This is a genomic window from Gilvimarinus gilvus (assembly GCF_030518155.1).
GTDB lineage: Bacteria > Pseudomonadota > Gammaproteobacteria > Pseudomonadales > Cellvibrionaceae > Gilvimarinus > Gilvimarinus gilvus.
The window spans coordinates 1-328 of the sequence record NZ_JAULRU010000206.1 but is presented as its reverse complement, the minus strand read 5'-3'; the positions used below and the strand labels follow the sequence as shown (position 1 = coordinate 328).

At 62.8% G+C, this 328-nt stretch carries 1 protein-coding gene; it reads right to left on the bottom strand.

Annotated features, from left to right (window positions below; all coding sequences use genetic code 11):
- Nucleotides 1-4 precede the first annotated feature (4 nt).
- A partial coding sequence (locus QWI17_RS01655) for a VOC family protein (protein WP_302720749.1) occupies nt 5-328 on the bottom strand: 324 nt, incomplete at its 5' end.

Genomic DNA, 328 nt, shown 5'->3' with positions numbered 1-328 from the left:
GGCTTCAGACCAACCGCTGCCCCGACACCGCCGGGTGATACAGCGGCTGCACCTTGTTCCCCGCCGGGTCCAGCAGGTGGAAGCTGCGCGCGCCATCACCATGGTTGAAAGGCCGGTCGAGCAAGGTCACCCCTCGGGCCTTGAAGTACGCATACCAGGCCTCCAGGTCCTCGACGCTGTCCACGATGAACCCGTAATGGTCCAAGGTCTGCAACCCGTTGGCAGCCCCTGCCCCGCGCCCCAGCGACATGTTGTCATTACCGCAGGTCAGGTACACCAAGTCTTCATTGGCGCGGCTCAGTACTTCCATACCCAGCACATCGACGTA